This window comes from Actinoplanes octamycinicus (assembly GCF_014205225.1).
In the GTDB taxonomy this organism is placed as follows: Bacteria; Actinomycetota; Actinomycetes; order Mycobacteriales; family Micromonosporaceae; genus Actinoplanes; species Actinoplanes octamycinicus.
Genome location: NZ_JACHNB010000001.1, coordinates 9,520,580 through 9,545,945 on the forward strand (window position 1 = coordinate 9,520,580; position 25,366 = coordinate 9,545,945).

25 protein-coding genes are annotated in these 25,366 nt (G+C 74.2%); 15 read left to right on the forward strand and 10 right to left on the reverse strand.

The window, feature by feature from the left end:
- Nucleotides 1-61 precede the first annotated feature (61 nt).
- Entirely contained in the window at nucleotides 62-1,027 is a 966-nt protein-coding gene (locus BJY16_RS43150) for an alcohol dehydrogenase catalytic domain-containing protein (protein ID WP_185045480.1), read from the forward strand.
- Here BJY16_RS43150 and BJY16_RS43155 read toward each other — a convergent pair.
- The gene (locus BJY16_RS43155; protein ID WP_185045481.1) at nucleotides 1,024-2,121 is read right to left on the reverse strand and encodes an NAD(P)H-dependent flavin oxidoreductase; all 1,098 of its coding nucleotides are present in this window, start codon (nucleotides 2,119-2,121) and stop codon (nucleotides 1,024-1,026) included. The two genes, BJY16_RS43150 and BJY16_RS43155, sit on opposite strands and share 4 nt — an antisense overlap.
- Nucleotides 2,111-3,721: an acyl-CoA synthetase gene (locus BJY16_RS43160; protein ID WP_185045482.1), complete on the reverse strand. Its 1,611-nt coding sequence runs from the start codon at nucleotides 3,719-3,721 to the stop codon at nucleotides 2,111-2,113. The genes BJY16_RS43155 and BJY16_RS43160 overlap by 11 nt, the downstream gene beginning before the upstream one ends.
- Before the next feature lie 55 nt (nucleotides 3,722-3,776).
- Here BJY16_RS43160 and BJY16_RS43165 point away from each other — a divergent pair, with 55 nt between their 5' ends.
- The gene (locus tag BJY16_RS43165) at nucleotides 3,777-4,556 is read left to right on the forward strand and encodes a crotonase/enoyl-CoA hydratase family protein (protein ID WP_185045483.1); all 780 of its coding nucleotides are present in this window, start codon (nucleotides 3,777-3,779) and stop codon (nucleotides 4,554-4,556) included.
- A gap of 23 nt (nucleotides 4,557-4,579) precedes the next feature.
- On the opposite strand, the gene BJY16_RS43170 is transcribed toward BJY16_RS43165, so the two are convergent.
- A complete protein-coding gene (locus BJY16_RS43170) occupies nucleotides 4,580-5,281 on the reverse strand; it encodes a maleylpyruvate isomerase N-terminal domain-containing protein (protein WP_185045484.1) in 702 nt (233 codons plus the stop codon).
- A gap of 186 nt (nucleotides 5,282-5,467) precedes the next feature.
- Between BJY16_RS43170 and BJY16_RS43175 the strand changes: the two genes are divergently transcribed.
- Nucleotides 5,468-6,151 (forward strand): SecDF P1 head subdomain-containing protein, encoded by a 684-nt coding sequence (locus BJY16_RS43175; protein ID WP_185045485.1) that lies wholly within the window; start codon nucleotides 5,468-5,470, stop codon nucleotides 6,149-6,151.
- 52 nt (nucleotides 6,152-6,203) lie between these two features.
- Here the strand turns inward: BJY16_RS43175 and BJY16_RS43180 are convergent, their stop codons facing one another.
- The gene (locus BJY16_RS43180) at nucleotides 6,204-6,875 is read right to left on the reverse strand and encodes an FKBP-type peptidyl-prolyl cis-trans isomerase (RefSeq protein ID WP_239177942.1); all 672 of its coding nucleotides are present in this window, start codon (nucleotides 6,873-6,875) and stop codon (nucleotides 6,204-6,206) included.
- Between the two features lie 30 nt (nucleotides 6,876-6,905).
- Complete coding sequence (locus BJY16_RS43185; RefSeq protein WP_185045487.1) at nucleotides 6,906-8,405, reverse strand: acyl-CoA synthetase; 1,500 nt, start codon at nucleotides 8,403-8,405, stop codon at nucleotides 6,906-6,908.
- Nucleotides 8,406-8,486: 81 nt separating this feature from the next.
- Here BJY16_RS43185 and BJY16_RS43190 point away from each other — a divergent pair, with 81 nt between their 5' ends.
- From BJY16_RS43190 to BJY16_RS43200, 3 genes are read left to right on the forward strand one after another with little or no spacing between them, the layout of a single operon-like run.
- Complete coding sequence (locus BJY16_RS43190) at nucleotides 8,487-9,443, forward strand: OB-fold nucleic acid binding domain-containing protein (protein ID WP_185046942.1); 957 nt, start codon at nucleotides 8,487-8,489, stop codon at nucleotides 9,441-9,443.
- A complete protein-coding gene (locus tag BJY16_RS43195; RefSeq protein WP_185045488.1) occupies nucleotides 9,440-10,492 on the forward strand; it encodes a thiolase family protein in 1,053 nt (350 codons plus the stop codon). The genes BJY16_RS43190 and BJY16_RS43195 overlap by 4 nt, the downstream gene beginning before the upstream one ends.
- Nucleotides 10,489-11,637, forward strand: coding sequence for a thiolase family protein (locus BJY16_RS43200; protein WP_185045489.1), 1,149 nt, complete (start codon nucleotides 10,489-10,491; stop codon nucleotides 11,635-11,637). Before BJY16_RS43195 ends, BJY16_RS43200 begins: the two co-directional genes overlap by 4 nt.
- Before the next feature lie 187 nt (nucleotides 11,638-11,824).
- Here the strand turns inward: BJY16_RS43200 and BJY16_RS43205 are convergent, their stop codons facing one another.
- Both BJY16_RS43205 and BJY16_RS43210 read right to left on the reverse strand, forming a co-directional pair.
- Nucleotides 11,825-12,397 carry a DinB family protein gene (locus tag BJY16_RS43205; RefSeq protein WP_185045490.1) on the reverse strand — a complete coding sequence of 191 codons (573 nt, stop codon included), beginning with the start codon at nucleotides 12,395-12,397 and terminating at the stop codon, nucleotides 11,825-11,827.
- A 13-nt stretch (nucleotides 12,398-12,410) separates the two neighbouring features.
- On the reverse strand, nucleotides 12,411-13,619 hold the full coding sequence (locus tag BJY16_RS43210; protein ID WP_185045491.1) for a cytochrome P450: 1,209 nt from the start codon (nucleotides 13,617-13,619) through the stop codon (nucleotides 12,411-12,413).
- Between the two features lie 82 nt (nucleotides 13,620-13,701).
- Here BJY16_RS43210 and BJY16_RS43215 point away from each other — a divergent pair, with 82 nt between their 5' ends.
- Entirely contained in the window at nucleotides 13,702-14,817 is a 1,116-nt protein-coding gene (locus tag BJY16_RS43215) for a steroid 3-ketoacyl-CoA thiolase (protein WP_185045492.1), read from the forward strand.
- Nucleotides 14,818-15,141: 324 nt separating this feature from the next.
- Here the strand turns inward: BJY16_RS43215 and BJY16_RS43220 are convergent, their stop codons facing one another.
- Entirely contained in the window at nucleotides 15,142-15,714 is a 573-nt protein-coding gene (locus BJY16_RS43220; RefSeq protein ID WP_239177941.1) for a TetR/AcrR family transcriptional regulator, read from the reverse strand.
- Nucleotides 15,715-15,826: 112 nt separating this feature from the next.
- Here BJY16_RS43220 and BJY16_RS43225 point away from each other — a divergent pair, with 112 nt between their 5' ends.
- The 3 genes from BJY16_RS43225 to BJY16_RS43235 are packed head-to-tail and all read left to right on the forward strand — an operon-like array spanning nucleotide 15,827 to nucleotide 17,937.
- On the forward strand, nucleotides 15,827-16,354 hold the full coding sequence (locus tag BJY16_RS43225; protein ID WP_185045494.1) for a hypothetical protein: 528 nt from the start codon (nucleotides 15,827-15,829) through the stop codon (nucleotides 16,352-16,354).
- Between the two features lie 25 nt (nucleotides 16,355-16,379).
- Entirely contained in the window at nucleotides 16,380-16,982 is a 603-nt protein-coding gene (locus BJY16_RS43230; protein ID WP_185045495.1) for a DUF6585 family protein, read from the forward strand.
- Between the two features lie 22 nt (nucleotides 16,983-17,004).
- Entirely contained in the window at nucleotides 17,005-17,937 is a 933-nt protein-coding gene (locus BJY16_RS43235; protein ID WP_185045496.1) for a hypothetical protein, read from the forward strand.
- A gap of 3 nt (nucleotides 17,938-17,940) precedes the next feature.
- Here the strand turns inward: BJY16_RS43235 and BJY16_RS43240 are convergent, their stop codons facing one another.
- On the reverse strand, nucleotides 17,941-18,714 hold the full coding sequence (locus tag BJY16_RS43240) for an SDR family oxidoreductase (protein ID WP_185045497.1): 774 nt from the start codon (nucleotides 18,712-18,714) through the stop codon (nucleotides 17,941-17,943).
- Nucleotides 18,711-19,871 carry an acyl-CoA dehydrogenase family protein gene (locus BJY16_RS43245; RefSeq protein WP_185045498.1) on the reverse strand — a complete coding sequence of 387 codons (1,161 nt, stop codon included), beginning with the start codon at nucleotides 19,869-19,871 and terminating at the stop codon, nucleotides 18,711-18,713. Before BJY16_RS43245 ends, BJY16_RS43240 begins: the two co-directional genes overlap by 4 nt.
- Nucleotides 19,872-19,959: 88 nt before the next feature.
- On the opposite strand from BJY16_RS43245, the gene BJY16_RS43250 reads away from it, so the two are divergent.
- The 5 genes from BJY16_RS43250 to BJY16_RS43270 are packed head-to-tail and all read left to right on the forward strand — an operon-like array spanning nucleotide 19,960 to nucleotide 25,297.
- Nucleotides 19,960-21,456, forward strand: coding sequence for a FadD3 family acyl-CoA ligase (locus tag BJY16_RS43250; protein ID WP_185045499.1), 1,497 nt, complete (start codon nucleotides 19,960-19,962; stop codon nucleotides 21,454-21,456).
- Nucleotides 21,449-22,276, forward strand: coding sequence for an enoyl-CoA hydratase (locus BJY16_RS43255; RefSeq protein ID WP_185045500.1), 828 nt, complete (start codon nucleotides 21,449-21,451; stop codon nucleotides 22,274-22,276). Before BJY16_RS43250 ends, BJY16_RS43255 begins: the two co-directional genes overlap by 8 nt.
- A complete protein-coding gene (locus BJY16_RS43260; protein WP_185045501.1) occupies nucleotides 22,273-23,352 on the forward strand; it encodes an acyl-CoA dehydrogenase family protein in 1,080 nt (359 codons plus the stop codon). The genes BJY16_RS43255 and BJY16_RS43260 overlap by 4 nt, the downstream gene beginning before the upstream one ends.
- Nucleotides 23,349-24,320: an acyl-CoA dehydrogenase family protein gene (locus BJY16_RS43265; protein ID WP_185045502.1), complete on the forward strand. Its 972-nt coding sequence runs from the start codon at nucleotides 23,349-23,351 to the stop codon at nucleotides 24,318-24,320. The genes BJY16_RS43260 and BJY16_RS43265 overlap by 4 nt, the downstream gene beginning before the upstream one ends.
- Nucleotides 24,317-25,297 carry an acyl-CoA dehydrogenase family protein gene (locus BJY16_RS43270; protein WP_185046943.1) on the forward strand — a complete coding sequence of 327 codons (981 nt, stop codon included), beginning with the start codon at nucleotides 24,317-24,319 and terminating at the stop codon, nucleotides 25,295-25,297. The genes BJY16_RS43265 and BJY16_RS43270 overlap by 4 nt, the downstream gene beginning before the upstream one ends.
- Nucleotides 25,298-25,366 lie beyond the last annotated feature (69 nt).

The window sequence follows — 25,366 nt, forward strand, 5'->3', positions numbered from 1 at the left end:
GTTCTAAATCATCGTCAACGCTCGCTTGCCAGTCGGTAGAACTCGTTTCAGTCTTGAGGGTATGCGCGCCTATCGGATGACCGCCTGGGGAGCCGCTCCGGAGCCCTGCGACGTGGCCGAGCCGGTGCCCGGGCCCGGCCAGGTGCTGGTCCGGGTGGCCGGGTGCGGGCTGTGCCGCTCCGACCTGACCATGCGGCGGATGCCACCGGAGGCCGGCGAGCGGCTCGGCTGGCGGATGCCGTTCACGCTCGGCCACGAGACGGCCGGCTGGCTGCCCGACGGGACGCCGGTGGCGCTGGTCTCGCCCGCGTCGTGCGGCAGCTGCCGGCTCTGCGTGCGCGGCCGGGACAACGCCTGCCCGGGCGGGCGCACCGGGCGCGGCTACGGCCGGGACGGCGGGCTGGCCGAGTACGTGGTCGCCGACCGGCGCAGCGTGCTGCCGCTGGGCGGGCTGGACCCGCGGCACGCCGGGCCGCTCACCGACGCGGGCGCCACCGCCTACCACGCGGTCCGCCGGGCCCGGCCGCACCTGGCGCCGGGCGGCACCGCGGTGGTGCTCGGCGCCGGCGGGCTGGGCGCGTTCGCGGTGCAGTTCCTCCGGATCCTGACCGCGGCCCGGGTGGTGGCGGTCGACGTGTCCGCCGAGCGCCGGGCCTACGCGGCGTCGGTCGGCGCGCACGAGACGGCGGAGGCGCCGGCCGGGAGGGCCGACGCGGTGCTCGACTTCGTCGGCACCGACGAGACCATCGCGGCCGGGATCGCGGCGGTCCGGCCCGGCGGGGCCTACGGGCTGATCGGCTCGGCCGGCGGGCGGCTGGCCCGGCCCTGGTTCGGGACGCTGCCCGCCGACGGCGAGGTGTTCACCTTCCAGGGGTCGTCGATCGCCGACGCCCAGGAGGTGCTCGCGCTGGCCGCGGCCGGGCTGCTCGTCAACCAGGTGCAGGAGTTCGCCTTCGCGGAGGTGACGGAGGCGTACCGGAAACTGGCGGCCGGAACCCTCAGCGGCCGCGCCGTGGTCCTCCTCTAGCCGGCCAGCTTGCCGAGGCGGGCCAGGGTCTCGTCGGCCTCGGCGACCAGGTCGGCGACGACCGCGGCGACCGGGCGGACCTCGTTCATCCGGCCGACGATCTGGCCGACCGGCATCGGCACCACGGTCGGGTCGCCGGACTCCATCAGCCGGGTGTGCGCCTCGGCGACCAGCAGGTTCTGCAGCGGCATCGGCAGCGGGCTCGGCGCCTGCTCCTCGTTCCAGGCGTCGGTCCAGCGGTTGCGCAGCAGCCGGGCCGGTTTGCCGGAGTAGATCCGGCTGCGGACGGTGTCCGACGAGCGGGCCTTGAGCAGCGCCTCACGCAGCGCCGCGGTGCTGCGGTACTCCGCGGTGCCGAGCCAGACCGAGCCCATCCAGACGCCGCGCGCGCCGAGCGCCAGCGCCGCCGCGATCTGCCGGCCGCTGCCGATCCCGCCGGCGGCGAGCACCGGCACGCCCTCCCCGACCGCGTCGACCACCTCCGGCACCAGCACCATGCTGGCGATCTCACCGGTGTGGCCGCCCGCCTCGTAGCCCTGGGCCACCACGATGTCGACGCCGCTCGCCACGTGGCTGCGGGCGTGGTCGGCCCGGCCGGCCAGCGCGGCGACCTGCAGGCCGTGCCGGTGGGCCTGGGCGATCACATCCGGCGGCGGCGGGCCGAGCGCGTTGGCGATCAGCCGGACCGGGTGGTTCAGCGCCACCTCGACGTGCGAGCGGGCCACCGAGTGCAGCCAGCCGAGCACGCCGGCCCGCCGCTCCGGGTCGACGCCCAGCGGCGGCACGCCGAGACGCAGCAGGGTCCGCTCGACGAAGTCGCGATGACCCTGCGGGATGAGCCGGTCCAGGTCGGCGGCGGCGCCCTCGGCCGGCTCGCGGCTGGGCATCACCACGTCGACGCCGTACCGGAAACCCCGGGTCTGCTCGTCGAGCCAGGACAGGACCGCGTCGAGCTCGTCCGCGTCGTTGAACCGCACGCAGCCGAGCACGCCCAGCCCGCCGGCCCGGCTGATCGCCGCGACCACCTGCTCGGACGGGCTGAAGCCGACCACCGGGTGCTCGATGCCGAGGCGTTCACACAGCTCAGTCCGCATGGCTGATCTCCTCGGCCGGGTGCTCGGCGGCGTGCCGGTGCGCCCAGCGGTAGTCCGCCTTGCCGCTGATCGTGCGGTGGATCTCGTCGACCACCCAGACCGCGCGGGGCACCTTGTAGCCGGCGATCCGCTCGCGCAGGTGCTCCTCGACGCCGGCCAGGTCCAGTTCCGCGCCGGGCCGGGTCTGCACGAGCGCCGCCACCCGCTGCCCGAGCCGGTCGTCCGGGATGCCGATGACCAGCGCGTCGAAGACGTCCGGGCAGGTCTTCAGGGCGCCCTCGACCTCCTCCGGGAAGACCTTCTCGCCGCCGGTGTTCACGCAGGTGCTGCCCCGGCCGAGCAGCGTGATGGTGCCGTCCTCCTCCAGCCGGGCCAGGTCGCCGGGGAACGCGTAGCGCACCCCGTCGACCTCGGTGAGCAGGGCGGCGGTCTTCTCCGGGTCGTTGTAGTAGCCGAGCGGGAGATAGCCGCTCTTGGCGAGCCGGCCGACCCCGCCGGGTGGCACCGGCCGGTTGTCGGCGTCCAGCACGACGGTGTGCGGGCCGGGCATGACGCGCGGGTCCTGGACCGCGCCGCCGGGCACGTCGGCGACCACGCCGAGCCCGGTGAAGCCGGTCTCCGAGGCGCCGATCGCGTCGGTGACCAGCACGTTCGGCAGCAGGTCCAGATACTGCCGCTTGACCACCGGGGAGAACAGCGCGCCGCTGGAGGAGACCGCGACCACCGACGAGCCGTCGTAGCCGCCGGACGCGTACGCCTCGATGATCGGGCGGGCCATCGCGTCGCCGATCAGCACCACCACGGTGACCCGGCGCCGGTCGATGACGCGCCAGACCTCGTCCGGGTCGAAGTGCGGCAGCATCACCACGGTGTCGCCGGCGAACAGCGCCATCAGCGCGGCCCACTGCGCGTTGCCGTGGATCAGCGGGGCCAGGCAGAGCCGGACCATGCCGTCCCCGGCGGCGCCGCGCTGGGACTGCTGCCACTCGTCGTCCAGCGGGATGCCGGTCATGAAGTCGACGCCGCCGCCGAGGGTGCGCCAGACGTCCTCGTGCCGCCACAGCACGCCCTTCGGGTAACCGGTGGTGCCGCCGGTGTAGAGCAGGTAGATGTCGTCGGCGGATCGCTCGCCGAAGTCCCGTTCCGCGCGGCCTGCGGCCAGGGCTTCCCGGTACGGCGTCCCGTCCGCCGCGCCGTCCGTGCCGTCGGGCAGCACCACCACGGTGTGCAGGCCGGAGATCCGGGGCAGGACGGCGGCGACCCGGGGCGCGAAGCGGCGGTCGTGGACCAGCGCCGACAGCCCCGCGTCCGCGAAGAGAAACTGCAACTCGTTCTCGACGTACCGGTAGTTGACGTTGACGACCGCGGCGCGCAGCTTGTAGACGGCGAGCATGGCCACCACGGCCTCGACCGAGTTGCCCGCGTACAGCCCGACGTGGTCACCCGCGGCCACCCCGCGATCATGCAGGAAGTGCGCCAGACGGTTGGCGCGCTCCTCCAGCTCGGCGTAGCTGACCTCCTGCTCGCCGAAGCACACCGCGATCCGGTCGCCGAAGGCGTCGACCGCGTGCTCGAACAGGTCCGCAATATTTGCCGCCATCGCTAAAAACTAGAACCTGTTATCGTACGAGGCAAGCTCTGCCGGAGGTGACACTGTGGAACCGCACGCCGTCGTCGAGCAGCGTGGACCGATCCTGATCGTGACGATGAACCGGCCCCGGGTCCGCAACGCGCTCTCCGCCGAGATGATGGCGATCATGCGCGAGGCCTGGGACCGGGTGGACGCCGACCCGGCGATCCGGGTGGCCGTGCTGACCGGGGCTGGCGGCGCGTTCTGCGCCGGCGCCGACCTGCGGGCGATGACCGAGTCCCATCCCGGCGACACCTTCGACGGCGCCGACCTGTCCCGGATCGACGCGCTGCTCAAGGGCCGGCGGCTGAGCAAGCCGCTGGTCGCCGCGGTGGAAGGTCCGGCGGTCGCCGGCGGCACCGAGATCCTGCAGGCCACCGACGTGCGGGTGGCCGGGGAGAGCGCGCGGTTCGCGGTCTCCGAGGCCCGCTGGGGACTCTTCCCGCTCGGCGGCTCGGCCGTCCGGCTGGTGCGCCAGCTGCCCTACACGGTGGCGGCCGAGATGCTGCTCACCGGCCGCCAGCTGAGCGCCGCCGAGGCCCGCGACGCCGGCCTGATCGGCCACGTGGTCCCGGACGGCCAGGCCCTCGGCAAGGCCCTCGAGCTGGCCGGCGCGATCGCCGCGAACGGCCCGCTCGCCGTCCAGGCCATCCTGCGCACGATCCGGGAGACCGAGGGCCTGGCCGAGAACGACGCCTTCGCCGTCGAGTCGAAGATCGGCACGGCGGTCTTCCGCAGCGAGGACGCCAAGGAGGGGCCGCGCGCCTTCATCGAGAAGCGGACGCCGGACTTCCGGGGTCGCTGACCGTCCGGTCGGCCGGACCGGCCTCAGCCGAGCACGGGGAGCTTGCCGGTCAGCGCCGGGGCCTCGGCCCGCTGGCCCGCGTCGGGTCGCAGGCGGCCGGTGCCGAGCAGGACGACCGTCTCGCCGGTCCAGGAGGAGGGTGCCGCCTCACCGGCCAGCGCCTCCACCGTCGAGCGGGCCAGGCGCAGCGCGGCCGGCGCCGGTGGCGGCAGCCTCAGCTCCCGGCCCAGGTCCAGGTGGTGGACGGCCAGCTCGACCGCCCAGGTGGCGAGGAAATCGCCGGTGGTCAGCACGTGCCCCTGGAACGGCACGGCGCCGGGCGGCAGCCGGGTCGCCGCGGTGCGGATGCCGGCCACGGTCGGCAGCAGATGCCGGACCGCGCCGGACGGTCGCCGGTAGGCCGCGCCGAGCAGCCGGACGAACCGCATGCCGGCCAGCTGGTCGTCGGCGTCGTCAGCGGCCGGCGGGCTCGACCGCCAGTAGCCGGCAGCATCGGCGTCCGCAACCACGGCGCTGCCGCCCGCGCCCTCCGCCGTGGCGCTGACCAGACCGAGGAGCATCTCCTGCAGTCCGAGATGGACGTGCACGACCACGTCGCCGGTGGTCCAGCCGGCGCACCGGCTGGCCGCCATCAGATCGGCGTCGCTCAGCTCCTCGGCCACGGCCACGAACGCGTCGAGCCCGGCGAGGAACGCCGCTCGCGCCTCCTCATGTCCGACCTTCATCACGGCCTACGCCCGCAGCCAGTCATGGTTCCGAACGTACCGCGCCGCGGGCGCGACGATGGCAGCCTCGTTCTACGATTCGTGCGGTTCGATCCGGTGACGGGTCGGTGACGGAGCGGAGACGGCATGGCGCGGTCCGGAAATGGCAGTGTCCCGGTGTGGCGGCTACTCGTGATCATCGGAGCGGTGGGGACCGCGGCGGGTCTGATCGGCAAGATCCCGTGGCTCGGACTGGTGGCCGGTCCGCTGGCCGTCATCGGCGTGATCGGACTGCTGATCGCCCAGCGGGCCGCGCCCCGGCCCGGGAACGGGACCGCCGGCGACCGACCGCCCGCCACGACGGCGCCGGCCCGGCGGTGGCTGTGGGGCGGCGCCGCTGTCTTGGTGGTGGCCGCCGTGGTGGTCTGGCTGCTGGTCGACCCCGGGCCGGATGACCGGCCGGTCAAGCCGGGGGCGGCACGGGCGCCGCTGGGCTTGTACATGGTGCAGGCCGTCGCGCCGGGCGCCTGCGCGCCGACCGCCGCCGACCGGGAGTACACCGACGGCGGCGAATGCCTGACGGTGTCCGCCGACGGCGGGTTCACCGTGCAGCAGCTGGACCGGGTGCAGGTGCGCGACGAGTCGGATCAGGGGAACGGCTGGGTGGTGGCGGTGACCTTCGCCGACCCGGACGCCGCCCGGTTCACCGAGCTGACCGGGCAGGTGAGCGCCCGGCCGGAGCCGGGCAACCAGCTCGCCATCGTCTTGGACAAGCGGTTGCTGAGCCACCCGGTCGTGCTGGAGAAGCTGACCGGCGGCACGGCGGTGGTGGCGACCCGGCTGACCGAGGCCGACGCTCGCGCCTTGGCCGGCGAGCTGGGCGTGGGCTGAGGGCGTGGGCTGAGTCGTGTTCGCCTCCGGCCGGATGCGAACACGACCGGGCTCAGGAGGCGGACAGGACGTCGACGACGAAGCGGAGCGCGCCGGCCGGCTGCCCGGTGCCCGGATTGTCGCCGTAGGCCATCTCGGCCGGGATGTCGAGCTGCACCCGGCTGCCCACCGGCACCCCGATCAGCCCCTGGTCCCAGCCCGGAATGACCCGCCCGGCCCCGATCGGGAAGCTGAACGGCTCGGACCGCTTCCAGGACGAGTCGAACTCCTTGCCGTCGGCGTAGGTCACGCCGACGTAGTTCACGGCGAGCGTCTGACCGGACCGCACCGCCGGCCCGGTCCCCTTGATCAGGGTCGTCGTCCTGAGCTTGGTGACCGCGCCCTTGCCCGCGGTGGTGACCGGCTTCTTGCTCAGCGCCGCCGGGACCGAGGGAGCCGGGGCAGCGGTGGCGGCGGCCGGCTCCGGGGTGGACGCCGACGGAGCCGAGGACGGCGACGAGGCAGTCGAGGAGGACGGCGACGAGGAGGTGCCGATCCAGACGACCAGCCCGACGACCAGGGCCAGCACGACCACCGCGGCGCCGGCCACGGTCAGCGTCTCGCGGCGCTTCTGCCGCGCCCGGGCCCGCGCCTTGGCGGCCTTGGCCTCGGCCCGTTTCTCGGCCTTGGTCTTCAGGGGCGGGCCGGCGGCGGCACGTTTGCGGCTCACTACGGAATCGGGCACCGTCCGACGATACGACACCCGGCCGGAGAATCAGATGGCGCGCTCACGTCCGGCCCAGTAGGGATCGCGCAGCAGCCGCTTGTAGAGCTTGCCGTTCGGGTCGCGGGGCAGCTCGTCGACGTAGTCCACGGTGCGCGGCAGCTTGAACCGGGCCAGCCGGTCGGCGAGGAAGGCCAGCAGGTCGCCGGTCAGCTCCGGGCCGGCGGTCACCTCGGGCACCGGCTGCACCACCGCCTTGATCTCCTCGCCCCACTCGTCGTGCGGCACCCCGAAGACCGCGACGTCGGCGACCGCAGGATGGGTGGCCAGCTCGTTCTCGATCTCGGCCGGGTAGACGTTCACCCCGCCGGTGATGATCACGTCGCTCTTGCGGTCGCACAGGTAGAGGTAGCCGTCGTCGTCGAGGTAACCGATGTCCCCGACGGTGAACATCTTCCCGTTCCGGGACCGCCGGGTCTTCTCCGCGTCGCCGAGGTATTCGAAGGTGGCGTCGCCCATCTGCAGGTAGACCGTGCCGGGCCGGCCGGCCGGCGCGTCCGCGCCGTCCTCGTCGAGCACCCGCACCCGCGAGCCGGGCCACGCCTGCCCGACCGAGCCGGGCCGTTTCCGCCAGTCGGCCGCGGTGATCAGGGTGCCGCCGCCCTCGCTGGCCGCGTAGTACTCGACCACCACCGGACCCCACCAGTCCAGCATCCGGCGTTTCACCTCGTGCGGGCAGGGCGCGGCACCGTGGATCATCACGCGCATCGAGCTGAGGTCGTACCGTAGCCGGGTCTTCTCGGGCAGGGCGAGCAGGCGGCGGAACTGGGTGGGGACCATGTGGCTGTGCGTGACCCGGTGCCGCTCGACGAGCCGGAGCATCTCCTCCGGGTCCCACCGGTCCATCACCACGACCGGGTGCCCGACCTGCAGCGAGATCGTCGCGAAGTTCATCACCGCCGTGTGGTAGAGCGGTGAGCAGCACAGATGCACGTGCCCGTCGAAGGGCGCGAGACCGAAAAGACCGAAGAACCACAGGGACACCTGGGGTACGACGTCAGGGTCCGCCCCGGTCAACGGCCGGCGCACCCCCTTGGGCCGCCCGGAGGTGCCGGACGTGTAGACCATCAGCGCCCCGGTCGTCCGCGGCTCCGGCCGCCCCGGCCCACCGTCCAGCTCCGCCACGCTCACCGGGGACAGCGCCCCCGCGGCGGCCGCGGTCGCCGCGAACCGCTCGTCGGCGACGAACACCTTCGCCCCGCTGTCGCGCACGATGTAGCCGATCTCGGCGGCGGTCAGGTGCCAGTTCAGCGGCACCGAGTAGAGCCCGGTCTGCAGCGTCGCGAACTCGACGGCGAGCAGGTCGGCGCCGTTGGGCAGCAGCATCGCGACGGTGTCACCGGGGACCAGGCCGCGCTGCTGGAGGCCGCGCCCGATCCGGTCGGCCCGGGCGGCCAGCTCGCCGTAGGTGACGGTGCGCCCGTCCGGGTCGACGACCGCGACCCGGTCCGGGTCCCGGCCCGCGATGGTCCACAGCCCGATGTCGTCCACGGCCGCCACTCTATAACGCGTTCCAGTCCCGGAACAGACGTCACGGGGCGGCCTTGAATCGCAAACTTAGAACGTGTTTCACTGAATGGCGTGGATGCGCCACCGCTCTCCGCCCCGCTGACCATCAGCTTCGACTACACGCGCTCGCTCGGCCCGGTGCTGAGCCGGTTCATGACCGGCCTGCGCGAGCGGCGGGTGCTCGGCAGCCGCACCGCGGACGGCCGGGTGCACGTGCCGCCGCTGGAATACGACCCGGCCACCCACGCCCCGCTGACCGACCTGGTCGAGGTGGCCGCCACCGGCACCGTGACCGGCTGGACCTGGACCGACCGGCCGCTCGACGGGCAGCCGCTGGACCGCCCGTTCGGCTGGGCGCTGATCCGGCTCGACGGGGCGGACACCGCCCTGCTGCACGCGGTGGACGCGGGCCGGCCGGAGCGGATGCGTACCGGGATGCGGGTCCGGATCCGCTGGGCCGCCGAGCGGACCGGGCACATCCGCGACATCGCGTGCTTCGAGCCCGGCGAGGGCTCCGCCGATCCGCTCCGGCTCGCCGACGAGCCGGTCACCGTCATGACCACGCCGATCCGGCTGTCGTACACCCACACCACCTCCGCCGACGAGAGCCGCTACCTGCGCGCCCTCGCCGAGGGCCGGCTGCTCGGGCAGCGCTGCCCGGTCTGCCGCAAGGTCTACGTGCCGCCCCGGGTCTGCCCCGCGGACGGCGTGCCGACCGAGACCGAGGTGGCCGTCCGCGACCGGGGAACGGTCACCACGTTCTGCGTGGTCAACGTGCCGTTCGCCGGGCAACGCCTGGAGCCGCCCTACGTGGTCGCGCAGATCCTGCTGGACGGCGCCGACATCCCGGTCCCGCACCTGATCCTCGGGCTGCCCGCCGACCAGGTGCGGATGGGCATGCGGGTGGCCGCGGTCTGGCGCGACCGGGCGAGCTGGACGACCACGCCGGAGAACATCGCGCACTTCCGCCCGACCGGCGAGCCGGACGCGCCCTACGAGTCGTTCCAGGACCACCTATGAGCACCGAGGTCGCCGTCATCGGTTTCGCCCAGGCGCCGTGCCTGCCGTCGGCCGGCACCACCAGCGGCGTGGAGACGCTGGTCCCGGTCCTGGGGCGAGCCCTCGCCGAGGCCCGGCTGGACCGGCGCGAGGTGGACTTCTGGTGCTCCGGCTCGTCGGACTACCTGGCCGGGCGGGCGTTCTCGTTCGTCAACGCGGTCGACGCGATCGGGGCGTACCCGCCGATCTGCGAGTCGCACGTGGAGATGGACGCGGCGTGGGCGTGCTACGAGGCGTACGTGCAGATCCTGGCCGGGGAGGCGGAGACCGCGCTGGTCTACGGCTTCGGGAAGTCGTCGGCCGGGCAGCTGCGCCGGGTGCTGGCGCTGCAGCTGGACCCCTACACGGTGGCGCCGCTGTGGCCGGACTCGGTGAGCGTGGCCGCGGTGCAGGCCCGGTGCGCGGTCGACGCCGGGGTGGTCAGCGAGCGGGCGATGGCCGAGGTCGCGGTGCGCAGCCGGGCGGACGCGCGCGCCAATCCGTACAGTCAGGTCTCCGGTGTCTTTGATCTTGATGATCTTCTCGCCGGGCCCTACCTGGCGGACCCGCTGCGGGGACACGACTGCGCACCGGTCTCGGACGGTGCGGCGGCGCTGGTGCTGGCGGCCGGCGAGCGTGCCCGGCGGGCTCCGCGACGGGCCTGGATCAGCGGGATGGCGCACCGGATCGACCCGCAGGGCCTCGGCGAACGCGATCTGACCGAGGTGCCGTCGGCGAGCGCCGCGGCCCAGGCGGCCTGCCTGCCCGGCGACCTCGACGTGGCCGAGCTGCACGCCCCGTTCACCCATCAGGAGCTGCTGCTGCGGGCCGCGCTCGGGCTCGGCGACCGGGTCAGGATCAACCCGTCCGGCGGCGCGCTCTGCGGCAACCCGATGTTCTCGGCCGGACTGGCCCGGATCGGCGCGGCGGCCGGAGAAGTCATGTCCGGCCGGGCGCGGACCGCTGCCGGGCACGCCACCAGCGGACCGGCCCTGCAACAGAACCTCGTCTGCGTCCTGGAGGCATCGTGAGGCGTGCGGCCGTGCTCGGCACCGGGCAGACCCACCATCGGACCCGGCGCACCGACGTGTCGATGGCCGGGCTGTGCCGGGAGGCGATCGACCGGGCCCTGCTCGACGCCGGGGTGGACTGGCCGCAGATCGACGCGGTGGTGCTGGGCAAGGCGCCGGACCTGTTCGAGGGCGTGATGATGCCCGAGCTGTTCCTGGCCGAGGCGCTCGGCGCGGCCGGTCGGCCGCTGCTGCGGGTGCACACCGCCGGCTCGGTCGGCGGCGCCACCGCGAACGTGGCGACCACCCTGGTCCGCGCCGGCGTGCACCGCCGGGTGCTGGCCGTCGCCTTCGAGAAGCAGTCCGAGTCCAACGCGATGTGGGCGCTGTCGATCCAGCCGCCGTTCACCGCGCCGATCGGGGCCGGGGCGGGCGGCTACTTCGCGCCGCACCTGCGCGCCTACATCCGGCGCTCGCACGCGCCCGGGCACATCGGCGCGCTGGTCGCGGTCAAGGACCGGCGCAACGGCGCGCTCAACGAGTACGCCCACCTGCGGCAGCCGGACATCACCGTGGAGTCGGTGCAGGCCTCGCCGATGCTCTGGGACCCGGTCCGGTACGACGAGACCTGCCCCTCCTCCGACGGCGCGTGCGCCGTGGTGATCGGCGACCAGGTCGCCGCCGAAGCCTGCGCGCACCAGGTCGCGTGGATCCGGGCCACCGCGATGCGCACCGAGCCGACCTTCTTCGCCGGCAAGGACCACGTGAACCCGCGCGCCGGTGCCGAGGCGGCGCGGGCGCTCTGGCAGGCGGCCGGCATCACCGACCCGCTGGAGCAGGTCGACGTCGCCGAGATCTACGTGCCGTTCTCCTGGTTCGAGCCGATGTGGCTGGAGAACCTCGGCTTCGCCGAACCCGGGCACGGTTGGAAACTCGTCGAGGCGGGCGAGACCCGGATCGGCGGCCGGCTGCCGGTCAACCCGTCCGGCGGGGTGCTCTGCTCCAACCCGATCGGCGCCTCCGGCATGCTCCGCTTCGCCGAGGCCGCCATGCAGGTGATGGGCCGGGCCGGCGACCACCAGGTGCCCCACGCCCGGACCGCGCTGGGCCACGCGTACGGCGGCGGCTCCCAGTTCTTCTCGATGTGGGTGGTCAGCAGTTCCTAGCACTCCCGACTCGTGGAGGCAACGGGGCGGCGCCAGCAAGGAGCGCGCAGCCGATCGCGCAGTCGATCGTGGACCCGGTCCCCGATGCCGTCGGCGCTCCAGCACCGGAACCACCGGTAGGCCACGTCCCACGGCGCCAGGACTCGCGGGACGTGCCGCCATGCCGTGCCGGTACGCGAACGCCCTCTCAGGCGAACTTGCGGGCCGTCTCCTCCAAGCGGTCGCGGTAGGCGGACCAGTCGTCGAGGTCGGCGAGGTTGTCGCCCGGGCGGCGCCAGCCGGCTTCGCCGTCGATCAGTTCGCGGACGATGTCGGCGTGGCCGGCGTGGCGGTTCAGCTCGGCCAGCATGTGCGTGAGGATCAGGTGCAGCGCCACCGGCTCGCCGCCCCACCAGCGGACCGCGCCGGGCGCGTCGACCGGCAGCGCGTCGATGGTCGCGTCGGCGTGCGCCCACGCCCGGTGCCACAGGCCGGTGATGTCGTCGCGGGACTCGTCGGCGGCGGCCCACATGTCGGCGTTCGGCTCGGCGTCCGGGTCCAGGCCGGAGAGCGGCTCGGGGAACGGCCGGTCGAACACCTCGCCGAAGTAGCCCGCGGCCATCATCGCCACGTGTTTGACCAGTCCGAGCAGGTTCGTGCCGGTGGGCACGAGCGGGCGGCGCACGTCGTACTCGGAGAGACCGTCCAGTTTGCCGAGCAGCGCCTCGCGGGCCTCCCGCAGGTATCGGTGCAGGTTCGCCTTGGCGTCGAGTTCCGTCATGCCGCCCAGGATCTCATCGATACCGCACCGGCAGGTGCTTGATGCTGTTCAGCCAGCCGGAGCGCAGCCGCTCGGCCGGGCCGGCCAGGCTGATCCCGGGCATCCGGTCGGCGATCGCGTTGAAGATCAGGTCGATCTCCAGGCGGGCCAGGTTGGCGCCGAGGCAGAAGTGCGCGCCGCTGCCGCCGAAGCCGAGGTGCGGGTTCGGGCTGCGGGTGATGTCGAACCGCTCCGGGTGGTCGAAGACCGCCTCGTCGAAGTTCGCCGACCCGTAGAAGAGCGCGACCCGGTCCCCCTTCGCGATCCGCTGCCCGCCCAGCTCGGTGTCCCGGGTCGCGGTCCGCTGGAACACGTTCACCGGGGTGCCCCAGCGGACGATCTCGTCGACCGCGGTCCGCGGCCGGGTCTGCTGGAAGGCCGCCCACTGCTCGGGGTGTTCGAGCAGCGCCAGCATGCCGTGCGAGATCGCGTTGCGGGTGGTCTCGTTGCCGGCCACGGCGAGCATCAGCACGAAGAAGCCGAACTCGTCGGCGGACAGGTGCTCGCCGTCGATCTCGGCCTGGACCAGCGTGGAGACGATGTCGTCGCGCGGGCAGGCCTGCCGCTCCTCGGCCATCTTCATCGCGTACGCGAGCAGCTCCATCGCCGGTTCCATCGGGTCGGCGGCGCCGCGGTACTCCGGGTCGTCGTAGCCGATCATCGCGTTCGACCAGTCGAAGACGTTGCGCCGGTCCTCCTGCGGCACGCCGAGCAGCTCGGCGATCGCCTGCAGGGGCAGCTCGCAGGCGATCTCGGTGACGAAGTCGCCCTCCGCCGCCTCGCCGGCCTCGCGGACGATCCGCTCGGCACGGGTGGCCAGGGCCGTACGCAGACTGGTGATCGCTCGCGGGGTGAAGCCGCGCGACACGATCGCGCGCTGCTGGGTGTGCTGGGGTGGGTCCATGTTGAGCAGCACGGCCCGCTGCATCTCGATCCGGTCCCGCGGCATGTCCGCCTGGAACCGCACGATCGCCGTGTTCTCCCAGCTGGAGAAGGTCTCGCTGTCCCGGGACACGGTCATCACGTCGGCGTGCCGGGTCACCGCCCAGTAACCCTCGTCGTCGAAACCGGCGCTGCCGCGGGCCTGCGGGATCCACCGCACCGGGGTGCTGCGGCGCAGCTCGGCGAACTCCGCGTGCGGGATGCCGTGGACGTAGATCTCCGGGTCGGTGAGGTCGATCACGGCTCCTCCTCGGTAACAGGTTCTACCGATTCAAACTCCTGTGCTTCGATATAGCAACACGTTCTAGTTTTCGGGAGGTGCCATGGGCGTACCGGTGATCGTCGAAGCGGTCCGCACCCCGATCGGCCGCCGCGGCGGCGTGCTCGCCGACCGGCACCCCGCCGAGCTGCTCGGCACCGTCCAGCGCGCGCTGCTCGACCGCGCCGCGCTCGACCCGGCCCGCGTCGAGCAGGCCGTCGGCGGCTGCGTCACCCAGGGCGGCGAGCAGTCGAACAACATCACCCGGACCGCCTGGCTGCACGCCGGCCTGCCGCACGCCACCGGCTGCGCCACCGTCGACGCCCAGTGCGGCTCCGCCCAGCACGCCGCGCACCTGATCGCCGGGCTGATCGCCGCCGACGCGATCGGGACCGGCGTGGCCTGCGGCGTCGAGTCGATGAGCCGGGTCCCGCTGCGGGCCAACCTCGGCGACGCCGGCCTGCCCCGCCCCGACTCCTGGACCCTCGACCTGCCGAACCAGTACGTCGCCGCCGAGCGGATCGCCGACCGGCGCGGGCTGACCCGGGAGGACCTGGACCGGTTCGGCGTGCGCTCGCAGGCCAACGCGGCCCGGGCCTGGCGGGAGGGGCGCTTCGACCGCGAGGTGACGCCGGTCGGCGGCGTCGACCGGGACCAGGGCTTGCGCGACACCACGCCGGCCGGCCTGGCCGGGCTGCGCCCGGTGCTGCCCGACGGCCGGCACACCGCGGGCACCTCCTCGCAGATCTCCGACGGCGCCGCGGCGATCCTGCTGATGGACGCCGGCCTGGCCCGGGATCTCGGCGTGCGGCCACGGGCCCGGATCCGGGCGCAGTGCCTGATCGGCGCGGAACCCTACTACCACCTGGACGGGCCGATCGCCGCCACCGACCGGGTCCTGGCCCGCACCGGCATGAAGATCGAGGACCTGGACGTGATCGAGGTGAACGAGGCCTTCGCCGCCGTGGTGCTCTCCTGGCTGACCGTGCACCAGGCCGACCCGGACCGGGTCAACGTGAACGGCGGCGCGATCGCCCTCGGCCACCCGGTCGGCAGCACCGGCGCCCGCCTGCTCACCACGGCCCTGCACGAGCTGGAACGCTCCGGCGGCAGCACCGCCCTGATCACCATGTGCGCCGGCGGCGCCATGGCCACCGCCACCATCATCGAACGCCTCTGACCGGTCCCGTCGCCGCCGGGCCGCTGTGCCCCTGACCCGCTGCCGCGACGCCGCTCGCCCCCGCACGGATTTTTTATCCGGTACGACTGGTGGTCCCGTGCCGGCCGGCTCGCGATGCCCGCCCCGCGCACGACCGCGGCGCGTGTCGTGCGGGTCCGCGGGCACCCCGCGACGCCCGGCCCCCGCACGGCCGCGGCGCGACCCGCGGCGTCCTCCGCGGTCAGCGACCCGCCATCACGGCGTCCAGCAGCCGGATCCCGCGGACGGGCGGCGCGACCGCCCGCACCGGAGGACGACGCGGCCGTCCGTACCGAAAGGGATCGATCATCGCGATCGGCGGGCGCCGTGCGCGTCGAGGAGGTTGTCGACGCCGCGCAGGAAGGTCTCGCCGATGGCCGCCGGGTCGAAGAGGCAGCCGGCCGCCATCGCGCCGTCGCGCAGCATGACGAAGTGCCGGCCGGCCGGCTCCGCGCCGGCCTCGTCGATCCGGGCGAGCAGCGCCGTGATCGTGTCGAGGAACCACTGCCGGTGCGCGAGCACGGCCTGATGCACCGGGTGATCCGGCTGCGGATACTCCGCGACCGCGTTCAGGAAGGCGCACCCGCGGAAGCCGGGTGACCGGATGCCGGCGACGATTGAGGCGGCCACCGCGCGGACCGCGCCGGCCGGCGGCAGCCCGGCGGCGGCTTCGTCGAGCTGCCCGCGGATGCCCGCGTCGGCCTCCCGCAGATACGCCACGACCAGGTCTTCCTTGCCGGGGAAGTGCCGGTAGAAGGTGGCCCGCGTCCCGTTCGCCTCGGCCAGGATCCGGTCGACGCCGACCGCGTGGATGCCCTCCGCGTAGAAGATCCGGGACGCCGTGGTGAGCAGCCGCTGCCGCGCCTCGCTGGGAGCCATGCCCCCCATCGTAGCGACAGAACGTTCTTTCTTGACAGCCACCGGGGAGGCTTGTCATGGTGTGCCGAGACAGAACGTTCGTTCTTGCTCTACGCCTGCGAAAGGGACCGTCATGCCCGCCACCCTGCGCCGCCTGTACTTCGCCCGCTTCGGGTTCGCCCTCGCCTGGGCCCTGGTGATGTTCCCGACCGCCGGCCACCTCGGCCCGCTCGCCGCCACCCTGCTGGTGCTCTACCCGGTCTTCGACGTCGCGGCCGCCGTGGCCGACGCCCGCGCCTCCCGGTCCCGGCTCCTCCACGTCAATATCGCGGTCAGCTCGCTGGCGGCGATCGGCCTGGCCGTCGCGGTCACCTCCGGCATCCCGGCGGTGCTGCGGGTCTGGGGCGCCTGGGCGGTCGTGGCCGGGCTCGTCCAGCTGGTCGTGGCGGTCACCCGGCGCGGGATGGCCGGCCAGTGGCCGATGATCCTCAGTGGCGGGATCTCGGTGCTGGCCGGCGCGTCGTTCCTCGCCGGGGCGTCGGCGGACGACCCGACGCTGACCGGTGTGATCGGCTACGCGATCCCGGGCGCGATCTTCTTCCTGATCTCCGCGATCCGGCTGGGCCGCGTGGTCCCGGCCACCACGGGACAGCGCGTCTGATCGACCGTGGCTACTATCTCCGCCGATGACTCAACCAGCTCACACCCCCGATCCCCACCCGTCCGCCGCACCGGCCCCGCCGCCGGACGAGGTGCTCCAGGCGGCCGCGAGCCGCCAGTTCGGCCGGCTGGTCGCCGGGCAGCGCGGCAGCAACCCGTTCGGCAACCTGGCCTTCGGGCTCGGCGGCGGCATCGCGCTGATCGCCGGCGGCATCCTGCTCGCCTGGCTCGGCTCGCTGATCGACTTCCGGCCGCTGGCGCTGCTCGGCTGCCCGCTGATGGTGGTCGGCGTGGTCGTCCTGGGCTACGCGCTGGCCGCCCTGTTCGCCGGGTTCACCGCGACCTACCTGTTCGAGCAGGGTCTGGTGCACACCAAGAACAAGAAGCTGGACGCGGTGGCCTGGTCCGAGGTGGACCAGCTCTGGCTGTGGAAGGCGGGCGGCAACAACGCGCTCACCGGCAAGCTGCTCTGCTACTACGTGGTCACCTTCGACGGCCGCAAGGTGCCGGTCGAGGTGGCCGTGGCCAAGGGCGAGCAGCCGCTGGGCCCGCAGCTGGAGCAGATCGTCGCGCAGCTCGGCCGGCCGGTGGTGGACAGCGGTCCGCTCGTCGGCAAGATGCGCCCGTGACCGGCGGAGAGGCGGACAAGACATGTCTCGTTTGATCATTCTGGTGCTGCTCGGCGCCACCCTGGCGGTGGGCGCCCTGCTGGTGAAGCTCGGCTTGCCGGTGCCGGCCGCGCTGGCGCTGGCCCTGACCGCGGTCGGCGCGGCGACGCTGGCCGTCGAGCGCAAGGCGGAGCGGGACTCCCCGGTCTTCGGCATCACCTTCATGTCGATGGGCGCGCTCGCCGGGGTGGCCGGCATGGTGAAGGCCGTGCCGCAGGTGAACGGCTGGGTGGTCGGCATCGGCACGCTGATCGCCGAGATCGCGCTGCTGATCGGCGTGCTCAAGGGTTACCGGAAACTGGCCGGCCAGGCCGGGAGCATGCTCCGCCGGCGGCTGGCCGAGCGCAAGGGCTGGACCTACGCGGCCGAGGCCGCCGTCCCGGTCCCCGGCCCGCGCAGCGTGTCCCGGCTGCTGGCGGTGCCGAACGACGCCACGTCGACCACCGGCCAGGAGGTGGTCCACGGCACCGCGAACGGGATGAACTTCATGGTCTTCGACCGGCGCCGGCCGAACGACAGCAACAGCGAGCCGCAGACCGTCTGGATCGTGCAGCTGCCGGTCGCGCTGCCCTGGCTGCTCGCCTCCTATCTGGACTACCTGAAGCAGGAGGAGGGCGCCGCGGATCCGTCCGCCAACCTGCGTGCCCAGCTGATGGGGCTGCCCGAGGTGCGGCCCGGTCAGCCGCAGGACCACACCGACCAGCCGGAGTTCGGCCGGGTGCTGTTCACCCCGGAGGTGCGCCGGATCGTCGCCACGCCGGACTTTCCGCGCCGCTGGTGGATCGAGGGCAACTGCCTCTGCTCCACCTGGGACGGCGCGGTGGCCGGTCCGAAGGACGTGGAGCAGCAGGTGGACCTGCTGACCGGGCTGGCCGCCCGGTTCCCCTGGCCGGCGCTGACCGGCACGCCGAGCTGAGCGTCACGGATGCTGGCTGCTCACTGAGATCACCTCGCCGGTGAGGTAGGCGGCGTAGTCGCTGGCCAGGAACGCCACGACGGTCGCCACCTCCCACGGCTGAGCGGCCCGGCCGAACGCCTCGCGCCGGGCCAGCTCGGCCAGCTCCGGCTCACCGATCACCCGGCTCAGGTGCGGGTGGGTGGCCAGGCTGGGCGCCACCGCGTTCACCCGGATGCCGTGCGCCGCCACGTCCAGCGCGGCACACCGGGTGAACGCCATCACCCCCGCCTTCGCCGCCGCGTAGTGCGCCTGCCCGGCCTGCGCCCGCCAGCCGAGCACCGACGCGTTGTTGACCACCGCTCCCCCGCCGCCCTGCGCGATCATCTGCCGCAGCGCCGCCCGGGTGCACCGGAAGGTCCCGGTCAGCGTGACGTCGAGAACCAGCCCCCACTCGTCGTCGGTCATCTCGGTGACCGCGCGCTCACCACCCAGCCCGGCGTTGTTGATCATCACGTCGAGCCGCCCGAACCCGGCCGCCGCGCCGCTCACCAGAGCCCGCACGGCGCTCTCCTCGGTGACGTCACAGACCCAGGTCAAGACCCGTTTCCCGTACGCCTCCGTCAACCGCTCACCGGTCTCGGCGAGACGCCGCTCGTGGCGATCGCTGAGGACCACCCGGGCCCCCTCGGCGAGACAGCGCTCGGCGACGGCCGCCCCGATCCCGGTCCCGGCCGCCGCGGTCACCACCACGACCTTGCCGTCCAGCAGCGCGCGCCCGGCGGGCGGGCCGGTCACCGGCGGTCCTGCCGGGGCAGCCCCAGCACCCGCTCGGCCAGGATGCCGCGCTGGATCTCGGTGGAGCCGCCGTAGATCGTGTCCGCCCGGCTGAACAGGAACAGCCGCCGCCAGCGGTCCACCTCCCCGTCCCGGTCGCCGGCGCACGCCACCCCGGCCGGCCCGAGCACGGTCATCGCCAGCTCGCCGAGCCCCTGCCGCCACCGCGACCAGAGCAGCTTGATCACGGAGGCGCTGCCCACCGACGGCGGCCCGGACAGCAGCCGCAGGGTGTGCGCCCGCAGCACGGTCAGGTCGAGCCAGGCCCGGGTCAGCCGCTCGCGCACGACCGGGTCGGCGGCCGCGCCGGTGCGCCGGGCCAGGGCCACCAGGTCGTCCAGGTCACGCTGGAAGCCGACCTGCTGGCCGACGGTGGCCGCGCCGCGCTCGAAGCCGAGCGTCGCCATCGCCACCCGCCAGCCCTGGCCGGGCTCGCCGACGACCAGGTCCCGCTCGGTGCGGGCGCCGTCGAAGAACACCTCGTTGAACTCGCTGTCCCCGGTGAGCTGCCGGATCGGGCGGACCGTGACACCGCTCTGCCGCATCGGCACCAGCAGGTAGGACAGGCCGGCGTGCCGGGCGGCGCCGGCCGGGACCGGCGCGGTGCGGGCCAGCACGAAACACCAGTCGGCCACGTGCGCCAGCGACGTCCACACCTTCTGCCCGGTGAGCACCCAGTGGTCACCGTCAAGCTCGGCGCGGGTGGTGACGGCGGCCAGGTCGGAGCCGGCGCCGGGCTCCGAATAGCCCTGGCACCACAGCTCGGTGGCCGCGGCGATGCCGGGCAGGAACCGCGCCCGCTGCCGCTCGGTGCCGAGCTGGATCAGGGTCGGGCCGACCATGGTGACGCCGATGTGGTCGACCCGGCCGGGGGCGCCGGCCCTCGCATACTCCTCGTGGAAGATCACCTGGCGGCGCAGCGACGCCCCGCGGCCGCCGTGCTCGACCGGCCAGGCCAGCGTGCTCCACCCGGCTGCGGCCAGCCTGCGGGTGAACTCCAGACGGCTGGCGAAGGCCTCGCTCTCCCGGCCGGCGCCACCGGCGCCGCGCAACTCGTCGGTGACATTCGCGGCGAGCCAGTCGCGGATCTCCCGCCGGAACTCCCGGTCGTCCTCCACTGGTCTGCCTCCCGCTCCACGCGTAGGCTCACCCTACCAAGCACTTGCTTGGTTGACCACGGTCGTCGGCGGCGCGCGGGGAGGTGGGATGACCTCGACGATCCCGGCGGCCCTGCGCCGCGCGGCGGACTCCTTCGGCTCGGCGCCGGCCCTCGGCCCGCTGAGCTGGCGGGCGTTGCGTGACGAGGTGCGGCGGGTGGCTCGCGCGCTGATCGCCGGCGGGCTGCGGCCCGGCGACCGGCTCGCGCTGTGGGCGCCGAACTCGGTGGAGTGGGTGCTCACCGCGCTCGGCGTGAGCTGGGCGGGCGGCACGCTGGTCCCGGTCAACACCCGGTTCACCGCCGTCGAGGCCCGCGACGTGATCGACCGGAGCGGCGCCCGCGCCCTGGTCGTGGTCGGCCCGTTCCTCGGCACGGACCGCCTGGCCGCCCTGCGCGCGGCCACCGGCGCGCTGCCCGATCTGGTGGTGTCCGTCCCGGACGGCTGGGCCGGCTTCGTCGCGTCCGGTGACGCGGTGCCGGCGAGCGAGGCCGACGCCCGGGCCGCGGCGGTCCGCCCGGACGACGTCGCCGACATCCTGTTCACCTCGGGCACGACCGGGCGCAGCAAGGGCGTGATGAGCGCGCACCGGCAGTCCCTGGCCGTCGCCGAGGCCTGGGCCGGGATCGCCGGGCTCGGCCCGGACGACCGCTATCTGGTGGTCAACCCGTTCTTCCACAGCTTCGGCCTCAAAGCGGGCATCCTGGCCTGCCTGGTCAGCGGCGCCACCATCGTGCCGCAGGCGGTCTTCGACGTGGCCCGGGTGCTGGAGGTGATCGGCACCGAGCGGATCACCGTGCTGCCCGGGCCGCCGACCCTCTACACCAGCCTGCTGGATCATCCGGCGGCCGGCCGGTACGACCTGTCCAGCCTGCGCCTCGCGGTGACCGGGGCGGCGACGGTGCCGCCGGCGCTGGTCGAGCGGATGCGCGAGGAGCTGGGCGCCGAGGTGCTCACCGCGTACGGACTGACCGAAGCGGTCGTGGCCACCATGTGCCGTCCCGGAGACGACGCCCGGACCGTGGCCGGGACCTGCGGCCGCGCCGCGGCCGGCTTCGAGATCCGGATCGCCGAGCCGGACGGCCAGGTGCTGCTGCGCGGGCCGAACACGATGCTCGGGTACCTCGACGACCCGGCGGCCACCGCCGAGGCGATCGACGCCGACGGGTGGCTGCACACCGGGGACGTCGGGCGGCTCGACGAGCACGGTTACCTGACCATCACCGACCGGCTCAAGGACATGTTCATCTGCGGCGGCTTCAACGTCTACCCGGCCGAGGTGGAGCGGGTGCTGGCCCAGCTGCCGCAGGTCGCCGAGTCGGCGGTGATCGGGGTGCCCGACCGGCGGCTCGGCGAGGTGGGCAGGGCGTTCGTGGTGTGCCGCCCGGGGCGGGCGGTCACCGGGCCCGAGGTGATCGAGTTCTGCCGGGGCCGGCTGGCCGGCTACAAGATCCCGCGCAGCGTCGAGCTGCGCGACGAGCTGCCGCACAACGCCTCCGGCAAGGTCCGCAAGTACCTGCTGCGCGCGGAGGCGGCCGATGGCTGACGAGGTGCTCTACGAACGCCGGGACGGGCTCGCGTTCGTCACGATGAACCGGCCCCGCTACCGCAACGCACAGAACTCGGCGATGACCTACGCGCTGGACGCCGCCTTCGCCCGGGCCGTCGACGACCCCGAGGTGCGGGTGATCGTGCTGGGCGGGGCCGGGGAGCACTTCTCCGCGGGGCACGACATCGGCAGCCCGGAGCGGGACGCGGACACGTCGTTCCCGCGGCGCGCCACGATCTGGTGGGACCACACCGAGCGGACCGGCGCCGACCGTCGCTGGGCCCGCGAGACCGAGGTCTACCTGGGCATGTGCCGGCGATGGCGGGAGCTGCCGAAACCGATGATCGCCAGGGTGCAGGGCGGGTGCATCGCCGGCGGTCTGATGCTGGCCTGGGTGTGCGACCTGGTGGTCGCCGCGGAGGACGCGTTCTTCGCCGATCCGGTGCTGCGGATGGGCATTCCCGGGGTGGAGTACTTCGCGCACCCCTGGGTGCTCGGGCCGCGTTTCGCGCGGGAGGTGCTGTTCACCGGGGACCGGTTCGGCGCGCGCCGGGCGTACGAAACCGGCATGGTCCATCGGGTCGTGCCCCGCGCGGACCTGGAACCGGCGGTGATCGCGCTCGCCGAGCGGGTCGCGGCGATGCCGCCCTTCGGGCTGGCGCTGGCCAAGCGGGCGCTGAACCAGTGCGAGGACCTGATGGGCCTGCGTGCCGGGATGGACGCGGTCTTCGGCCTGCACCACCTCGCGCACGCGCACAACGCCGAGGTCACCGGCGATCCGCTGGCCGGCCTGGATCCGAAGGCGATGCGGGAGTGAACCTCGACCTTCCCGCCGACGCGCGGGCGTTCCGCGACGAGGTGCGCGCCTGGCTCGCCGCGAACGTTCCGGCCGAGCCGCTGCCCGCCATGGAGACACCGGCCGGGAACGCGGCGCACCGGGCCTGGGAGCGCCGGCTCGCCGACGCCCGGCTGGCGGTCGTCTCGTGGCCCGCCGAGTACGGCGGCCGGGCGGCGCCGCCGCTGCACGCGCTGCTGTTCGAGGAGGAGTACCACGCCGCCGGGGCGCCCGCGCGGATCGGGCAGAACGGCCTGTTCCTGCTGGCCCCGACGCTGTTCGCGGACGGGACGGCGGAGCAGCGGGACCGGGTGCTGCCGGCGATGGCCCGCGGCGAGCAGGTGTGGGCGCAGGCCTGGTCGGAGCCGGAGGCGGGCAGCGACCTGGCCGCGATCCGGTCCCGGGCGACCCGCGCCGACGGCGGCTGGCTGCTGTCCGGGCAGAAGACGTGGAGTTCGCGGGCGGTGCTGGCGGACCGGGCGTTCGGGCTGTTCCGCACCGGTCCGGCCGCGCTGACCTACGTGCTGTTCGACCTGCGCGCGCCGGGCGTCACCGTGCGACCTATCCGGCAGCTGGACGGCCGTCCCGGCTTCGCGGAGATCTTCCTGGAGGACGTGTTCGTGCCGGACGCGGACGTGGTCGGCGCGCCCGGCGACGGGTGGCGGATCGCGATGGGCACGGCCGGGCACGAGCGCGGGGTGGGGCTGCGCAGCCCGGGCCGGTTCACGGCGGCGGCGCGCCGGCTGGTGACGCTGTGGCAGGAGTCCGGTGACCCGGGTCTGCGGGACCGGGTGGCGGACGCGTGGATCGGGGCGCAGGCGTACCGGCTGCACGCGCTCGGCGGCTCGTCCTGCTCACCCAGCATGACCAAACTGTGCTGGTCGGACCTGGACGTGGCCCTGCACGAGACCGCCCTGGAGCTGCTCGGCCCGCACGCCGAGATCGACCGCTCGTGGACCGGCGGCTACCTGTTCGCGCTGGCCGGGCCGATCTACGCGGGCACCAACGAGATCCAGCGCGACATCGTCGCCACCCGGGCGCTGGGCCTGCCCCGATGAACCTGACCCCGTCGGCGGAGCAGGCGGCGTTCGCCGCCGGGCTGCACAACCTGCTGCGCGCGTCCGGGGTGCCGGCGGCCGCGGACGCCTGGGCCGCCGGCGACCACGGTCCCGGCCGGCGGCTCTGGTCGTCGCTGGCCGAGGCCGGGGTGACCGGGCTCGCCGTGCCGGCGCGCTGGGGCGGTCAGGGCGCCGAGCCGGCCGACCTGGTGGTCGCCGCCGAGCAACTGGGCCGCCACGCGGTCCCCGGCCCGGCCGCCGAGAGCCTGGCCGCCGTGCCCACTCTCCTGGCCGCCCTCGACGAGCCCGGCCGGTGGCTGCCCGCGCTGGCCGACGGCAGCCTGCTGGGCACCCTCGCCGCGCCGCCGTGGCTGCCGTACGCCCTCGACGCGGACGCCGCCGACGTGGTGCTGCTCGCCGGCCGCGGCCTGGCCGGCCTGGCCCGGGCCGGCGCCGGTCACCGCTCGCTGGACCGCACCCGGCGGCTGTTCGAGGTGGCCCCGGCCGGAACGCCCCAGCCCTGTCCCGCGATCGACCGGGCCCTGAACCTGGGCGCGCTGGTCTGCGCGGCCCAGCTGCTCGGCGCCGGCCGGGCGCTGCTGGACGCGGCCACCGAGCACGCCCGCACCCGGACCCAGTTCGGCGGCCCGATCGGGCGCTTCCAGGCGGTCCGGCACCGCCTCGCCGACGTCGCGGTCGACCTGGAGTTCGCCCGGCCGCTGCTCCACGCGGCCGCGGTGACCGTCAGCGCCCGGGACGTCTCGGCGGCGAAGGTCGCCTGCGCCGGCGCCGCGAACCGGGCCGCCCGCGTGGCCCTGCAGGTGCACGGCGCGATCGGCTACACGCAGGAGCTCGGTCTGGGCCGCTGGCTGACCAAGGTGAAGGCGCTCAGCCTGTCCTGGGGCACCCCGGCCGACCACCGGGCCCGGGTGCTGGCGGAGCTGGCCAAGGGGGACGCATGGACCTGACCGACGACCACAAGGCGCTGCGCGACGCCGTCCGGGGCCTGGTGGCCGACCGCCCGGACCCGCTGTGGCCACGACTGTGCAAGGAGATCGGCGTCGCCGGGCTGGCGGTCCCCTCGTCGTGCGGCGGGGCGGACGCCACCCTCCTGGAGTCGCACGTCGTGCTGGCCGAGCTGGCCCGGCAGCTCACCCCGTCGCCGATGCTGGGCAGCGCGGTGCTGGCCACCCAGGCCCTGCTGCGGGTCGGCGCCACCGGCCCGCTGCCGTCCCTGTGCGCCGGCGACCTGATCGCCACCCTGCTGTTCCTCCCGGACGGGGACGTCGCGGGACCGGACCGGTTGACCGGCGAGGCGACCCAGGTCCTCGACGCCTCGGCGGCCGGCCTCCTGCTGGCCGTCACCGGGGACACGCTCTGGGAGGTGGCGGCCGGCGACGTCGCCGTGCAGTCCTGCGACGTGCTCGACCGCACCCGCCCGCTGGCCGTGGCCCGCCTGGCCGGCGCGCCCGCCCACCGGCTCGGCAGCGCCCCCGGCCTGCGGTCCTGGCTGCGCGACCTGGCCTGCGTGGCGTTGAGCGCCGAGCAGGTCGGTGCCGCCTCCCGGGCGTTCGAGCTGACCCTCGCCCACGTCCGGCAGCGCGTCCAGTTCGGCCGCCCGATCGGCTCGTTCCAGGTGATCCAGCACCGCCTGGCCGAGGCCCACCTGAGCCTGGAAGCCGCCACCACCGCCTCCTGGACCGCCGCCGAAGCCGTGGCCGCCGGCTCGCCCGACGCTCCCACGCTGGCCGCGATGGCCAAGGTCCACTGCTCGGAGACCCAGCAGTCGATCGCCGCCGAGATGGTCCAGCTGCACGGCGGCATCGCCATCACCTGGGACCACGACGCCCACCGCTACCTGCGCCGCGCCCACGCCGACGCCCAGCTCTTCGACCCCCCGGCCACCCACCTCACCCGCCTCGCCGAGACGCTGCTGCCGGGCTGATTACGATCACTCGATGAGCGTCAATCCGGAACCTCCGCCCAGGGCACTCCGGCCGCGGTCCGGCCAGGA